The sequence below is a fragment of the uncultured Fretibacterium sp. genome, from assembly GCF_938030725.1.
GTDB lineage: Bacteria > Synergistota > Synergistia > Synergistales > Aminobacteriaceae > Fretibacterium.
In genome coordinates, this window is sequence record NZ_CALHIQ010000170.1 from 1 (window position 1) to 5,351 (window position 5,351).

Below are 5,351 nucleotides of genomic sequence, written 5' to 3' on the forward strand. Positions count from 1 at the left end.
GCTCCTCGGGGAGCTCCGTCGTCCCCAGGGCAGGACCCACGGACCCCAGCACGAAAACGGGGGTAAGCGCAAAGAGCAAAAGGGCAAAGGCAGGGGAAGGGGGTCCGACCTTCATCGGCGCGCATCTCCTCTCTTCATTTAAACAACAGGAGGAGCCCTTCGAGGACTCCTCCCGCACACCCGACTCCAGAAACACATTGCCGACACCCGTCCCCCGAGGCGTTCGGCAAAACGGACGTTCGACAGGTCTCCTGACTTGCGGTCCTCCTACTCCCGAGCCTTCTCGTCCCGGCCACGGCCGGAGAACAATGACATCCATCGGTTTCGTCGCGCTCACAGTGGCGGGGCCGTTCCGGATTCGCACCGGATTCCCTGCGCCGAACTCCGCGTGAAGATTCATGTGTATTTTACAACGGTATTATACCGCAAAAAAAAGAGCGATGTAACCCTTCTTTTCGAAGTGCTGAATGATCGCTGCTTTTAACGCTCCAGGCGAAAGCTGACGGGCACCCGGGCACGTATCCGCCCGGGGTGGTCGAACCGCCAGGTCCGCACCGCGCGCAGCGCGGCCTCGTCCAGCCGGGGGTACCCGCTCCCGCGCTCTACCTGCGCGTCGATCACGCGCCCCGACTGGATGGTGATGAGGATCGTCAGCCGCCCCTCCTCTCGACGTTTGCGCGAAAAGAGAGGATACTCCGGCGGCGTTCTGGAGAGAATCCTGAGCGTCCCCACGTCCACGGGGCCCGTCTCGGCCCCCGGACCGGAGGACGTGCCCTCGCCGCTCCCCACAGCGCCGCTCCGTCCGCCTCCGAGGCCGGAGCCTCCGGCGTTCAGCAGAGGGGCCCGCCCCCGCACTACGGTCGGGTCTTCGCTTGGCGCTTCACGCACCGCGGGGTCGGCAACAGGTTTGGGCTTGGGTTTTGGCGTAGGTTCAGGCTTCGCTTTGGAAGCGGGTTTTCGCTGTGGTTTGGGACTCTGCTTCGATTTTTTCGCGGAATCGGCTTTCTTCCGGGGATTGATCTCACCCATGGGTTCGTCCTCCTGAAGCGAAGTGAACGGTGAAGACGGAAGAACGGGATGCGCCTCGTTCCCCTGAGAACCGCCCCCAGCCGGGCGGGGTGGACCGGGGACGCGCACCGGCCGAGCCAGGGTGAGCCTCATGGCGGGACGGGACTCGGTGACGTTCAGGCCGATGGGAAGGAGAAAGAGCACCGCGTGGAAGGCCAGGCTGAGGGCTGCGGGAAGCGCCCACCGGCGTATATCTGAGCAGCGGCTCATGGCACTGCGGCGCCCCGAAGGGCCAGGCCCGCGCTGTCCAGCCCCTCGCGCCGAAGGAGCTCCAGCAGTTCCGCGACCGCCCCGTAGGGAGCCGCACGGTCGCCCGCCAGCAGGATGTCCCGGCTCTCGGCCACGGCGTGGGCCGCCAGGGCGGGCACGTCCGCGCTCACAGCCGGGGTCCCGTCCCACAGAACCGTGCCGTCCGCCCTCACCGTGACCAGCAGGGTCCTCCCCTCCCTCGGCGGAGTTCCCTCCCCCTGAGGCAGGTCCACCTCCACCCGCCCCTGCACGAAGCTCGTCGTCAGGACGAAGAAGATGATGAGCATGAAGAGCACGTCGATCAGGGGAGTGATGTCCAGGTCCACCTTCCTGCGGGGCCGAGTCCTCATGACTTGGGACGCCTCACTTCACGGGCGGCACGCTCGCGAAGCAGAAAGTCCACCCCGCGCTCCAGCGTCTCCGCCTGGGAATCGACGGCCCCCTGGAGCAGGCTGTGGGCCAGCACCATCGGGATCGCGGCAACCAGCCCCGCAACGGTGGTGAAGAGCGCCTTCCAGATTCCCCCGGTCACGGCGATCGCGTCGACGGCCCCGCCCTGGTGGAGCGACCGGAACATCTCCACCATGCCCAGCACGGTACCGAGCAGTCCCAGAAGCGGCGCGACACGGGCCGTCACCTCCAGGATCGGCAGATGCCGCTCCCATCTGTAGAGCTCCTGCCGAACCCTACGCTCCGCCAGGAGCCTCACGGTCTCGTCCGGCAGTTCCCAACACGAGAACGCCGCTGCAAAGAGCCGATGCAGCGAGCTGTTCCCCGCTCCAACAAGGGCCAGGGCGGTCTCCAGCTCCCCATCGCGCAAAGCCCGAGCCAGCCCGGCCTCCAGCCTTCCGGGGTCCGTCCGGCTCCGAGTGAAGAAGAAAAGCCTCTCCAAGACAACGGCCAACGCGACGAACGAGAGCAGGGCGATGATCCACATGATCCCGCCCCCGGCCCGCATATACTCCAGCATAAGTCCACCTCCGAAAATCCCCTGGAGAATCAAACCGTACCCCCAGCCCCTTCAGGGCAGCCCCCCTGCATAAGCAGACGACCGACGAACGCAGTGAGCTGTGCCGGTAGCTTAGGGGCTTCATCAGGGGAACATGGAAACACGCTTTTTTATTTTTTGCCTCCCCTGAAAGGGGGGATAGCGAAATCACCCTTAACGCCGTTCACGTTTCAACAGGAGCCACAGGAAGAAAGAAGCTCCCATGCAGGAGGTGAGGACTCCAACGGGGATCTCGGCAGGCGCCCAGAGCGTTCGGGCAGCGGTGTCGCAGGCTACCAGAAACGTCCCGCCAAACAGCGCCGAGGCGACGACGAGCGTTCGATGGACGGGACCGACGAGGCGGCGACAGATATGAGGCCCCATAAGCCCGATAAACCCAACGGGACCGCACGCCGACACGCTGGCGGCCATGGCCAGGGAGACCCCGACGAACAGCCCGATCCTCAATCGCTTCACGGACACGCCGCGACTCTCGGCCAGTTCCTCCCCACAGAGGAAGAGGTCCAGCTCCGGCGCACAGAACACGGCTGCCGCAAGGATGAACAGCAGCGCGGGCAACGTGGTCCACAGTACGCCAAAACCCACCGCCTGGACGCTGCCCATGGTCCAGCGCGCCATCCTGAAGGTGTCCACGTAATTGCCCGTATACTGAACGATCAAAGTAAGGCTGCTGAAGAGGAAGCTGACGGCGATGCCGGACAGGAGCAGAGAAGACGTGCTCCTGCGCCTCCAGGACCCGGCGGCGCAGACCACGATCGTCGCCACCCCCGCCCCCAAAAAGGCCGGAACGGAGAGCCCGGACTGCCCTGCAAGGAGGGAGACGGTCAGCCCCAGCCGGATGGAGAGCACGGCGCCGAAGGCCGCCCCGGTCGAGACCCCCAGCATGTCCGGCGAGGCCAGGGAATTCCGGAACAGGGCCTGGAACACCGCGCCGCAGACGCCGAGGATGGCCCCCGTCACCCAGGCCAGGCAGACTCTGGGCAATCGGAGCTCCCAGAATATCTTGTGCCCCCGCCCTCCCTCCAACCAGACGTCCCGCCAGGAGAGCGCGTGCATCCCCACCAGAGGCGCAACGATGAGGACAGCGACAGACAGGAACAACAAAACAAGGAGGGCCGCGCCGCGCCTTCTCATCGCAGCATCCGGGCCGGAGCGACGAAAGGGATCGTCTGCCCCGCCCCCAAAAAGGAGCAAAAATCCGTCCCGAAGACCTCCCCCAGGATGGCTACGTCCCCAAAATCCCGGCTCGGCCCCTCATGGCATATCCTTCCGTCCCGAAGCGCCAGCACGCGGTCCGCCGAGGAGAGGGCGGCGTTGACGTCATGGGTGACCATCAGGATCGTAACGTCCCGTTCCCCGCCGATCCGCTCCATCAAATCGAGGACCTCCGCCTGATGCTGATAATCCAGGGAGTTCAGCGGTTCGTCCAGAAAGAGCACGTCCGTCCCCTGCGCCAGGGCCGCGGCGATGAAGGCCCGCTGACGCTCGCCGCCGCTCAACGCGCTCATGGAGCGCAGGGCAAATGCCTCCGCTCCGGCCACGTAGAGCGCCTCGTTCACGGCCTGTTCATCTTTCCGCGTCCATCCGGAGAAGGCGTCCCGCCAGGGGAAGCGCGACATCCGGACGAACTCCTCCACTGTGAAGCTCCAATCCCCTTCCCCGCTCTGATGAACCCAGGCGATGCGTCGGGCGATCGCCCTGGCCGACAGGGAGACGACTGGACGCCCGTCAAGGAGTACCGCCCCGGAGAAGCTCCGGCAGAGCCCACCAAGACAGCGCAACAGGCTGCTCTTGCCCGCTCCATTAGGCCCTACGATCGCCACGAAGTCCCCCCGTCGGACCGAAAAGTTGAGCCCGTCCAGAATACGCCGGGTTCCCAGCGTCAAAGTGAGGCTTCGAACCTCGAAGAGCGGCGGATTCATCGAGGCAGGGCTAAGGAGGAACTAGCGGGCCGCAGGGGCCTGGTCATCGGACAATGCCCCGGGATGGATGCAGCGCGCGAAGGCCTCGACGATCTGGGGGATCCGGGGACCGGGGCGAAGGAGGAAGGTTCCCTTCAGGATGTGGACCCTGCCCTCTCGAACGGCCTTGACGTCGGAGAGACGCAGCCACGGCGCCATGAGGTGTTCGGAGCTGAATACCTCGTCGAGGTTGGCCGCGTCGGGGGCATGGTAATAGGACTGGTCACCCACCAGGTCGAGGATGACATCCGGGTCGATCTTCAGGACTCCCTCCTGGGATATCTTCACGTAGGAAGGACCTTCCTCCACGGCGTTGACCCCGCCGGCCATTTGAATCAGCTCATCGTAGAAGTTGCCGGACGGCCCCGCGACGTAGAGGGCCTCAAGATAGTCCAGGGTGAGCTCCCGCGAAACGGAGAGCAGCACTCTGGGCCGAGGGAGGTCCTTCAGCCGGGACGTCACGGCATCCAGCCGGCTCCGAATCTCCGCCACCCTGGCCTTGGCCCGGTCCTGCACCCCACAGAGCTCTCCCAGCTCCAGGATGCCCCTGCAGATGTCCTCCGTCGACTCCTGGCTCAAAATGTAGTAGGGAATGCCCAGGGACTCCAGCTTCGGAGCCAGCTCCTGACGGTGAAGGTCCTGGAGCACCAGAAGGTCCGCGCTCATGGCGACCAGACTCTCCAGATTGACCTCCGTGAAGCCTCCGGCCTTCGGCTTCTGCTTCGCCTCCGGCGGGTAGTCGCAGAACTCCGTGACCGCGGCGATGCGATCCCCCTGTCCCAGGTCAAAGAGGATCTCCGTCCCGACCGGCGACAGGGAGACGATTCGGGCCGGAGCGGCTGCCGCAGCGGCAGCAAACAGGAGCAAAAACAAAAAGGCGACACAAAAACGCCGACGAACGCGCGTCAGGAACATGAAATCCCCTCCTCAGAGCTTTTTTTCGGGGGTCTGCTCTGCCCCCGTCCATACTTCATCCGCTGCCGCGACGAAAATTCCATCATGCTTGTCCTTTGAGGGCACCCCATCTCCCCACGAAAATGCTATCTGGGTTGGGGGATGTACCA

General features: G+C 64.8%; 6 protein-coding genes and 1 riboswitch. All 6 genes read right to left on the bottom strand.

Annotated elements, in window-relative coordinates; translation table 11 throughout:
• Positions 1–223 precede the first annotated feature (223 nt).
• A riboswitch (cobalamin riboswitch) is annotated at positions 224–409 on the bottom strand.
• Positions 410–480: 71 nt separating this feature from the next.
• The 6 genes from Q0629_RS09515 to Q0629_RS09540 all read right to left on the bottom strand — a co-directional run bounded on the left by Q0629_RS09515 (position 481) and on the right by Q0629_RS09540 (position 5,202).
• A complete protein-coding gene (locus Q0629_RS09515) occupies positions 481–888 on the bottom strand; it encodes an energy transducer TonB (protein WP_298781834.1) in 408 nt (135 codons plus the stop codon).
• A gap of 386 nt (positions 889–1,274) precedes the next feature.
• Positions 1,275–1,667 carry a biopolymer transporter ExbD gene (locus Q0629_RS09520; protein WP_298781837.1) on the bottom strand — a complete coding sequence of 131 codons (393 nt, stop codon included), beginning with the start codon at positions 1,665–1,667 and terminating at the stop codon, positions 1,275–1,277.
• Complete coding sequence (locus Q0629_RS09525) at positions 1,664–2,287, bottom strand: MotA/TolQ/ExbB proton channel family protein (protein WP_298781840.1); 624 nt, start codon at positions 2,285–2,287, stop codon at positions 1,664–1,666. Before Q0629_RS09525 ends, Q0629_RS09520 begins: the two co-directional genes overlap by 4 nt.
• Positions 2,288–2,479: 192 nt before the next feature.
• Positions 2,480–3,430, bottom strand: a complete 951-nt coding sequence (locus Q0629_RS09530; protein WP_298781842.1) for an iron ABC transporter permease — start codon at positions 3,428–3,430, stop codon at positions 2,480–2,482.
• Between the two features lie 26 nt (positions 3,431–3,456).
• Positions 3,457–4,212, bottom strand: a complete 756-nt coding sequence (locus Q0629_RS09535) for an ABC transporter ATP-binding protein (protein ID WP_298781847.1) — start codon at positions 4,210–4,212, stop codon at positions 3,457–3,459.
• Between the two features lie 57 nt (positions 4,213–4,269).
• On the bottom strand, positions 4,270–5,202 hold the full coding sequence (locus Q0629_RS09540) for an ABC transporter substrate-binding protein (protein ID WP_298781850.1): 933 nt from the start codon (positions 5,200–5,202) through the stop codon (positions 4,270–4,272).
• Positions 5,203–5,351: the final 149 nt, after the last annotated feature.

Coding starts and splice junctions, on each gene's coding strand:
- Q0629_RS09520 (WP_298781837.1), bottom strand. CDS start 1,667: ATGAGGACTCGGCCCCGCAGGAAGGTGGACCTGGACATCACTCCCCTG.
- Q0629_RS09525 (WP_298781840.1), bottom strand. CDS start 2,287: ATGCTGGAGTATATGCGGGCCGGGGGCGGGATCATGTGGATCATCGCC.
- Q0629_RS09540 (WP_298781850.1), bottom strand. CDS start 5,202: ATGTTCCTGACGCGCGTTCGTCGGCGTTTTTGTGTCGCCTTTTTGTTT.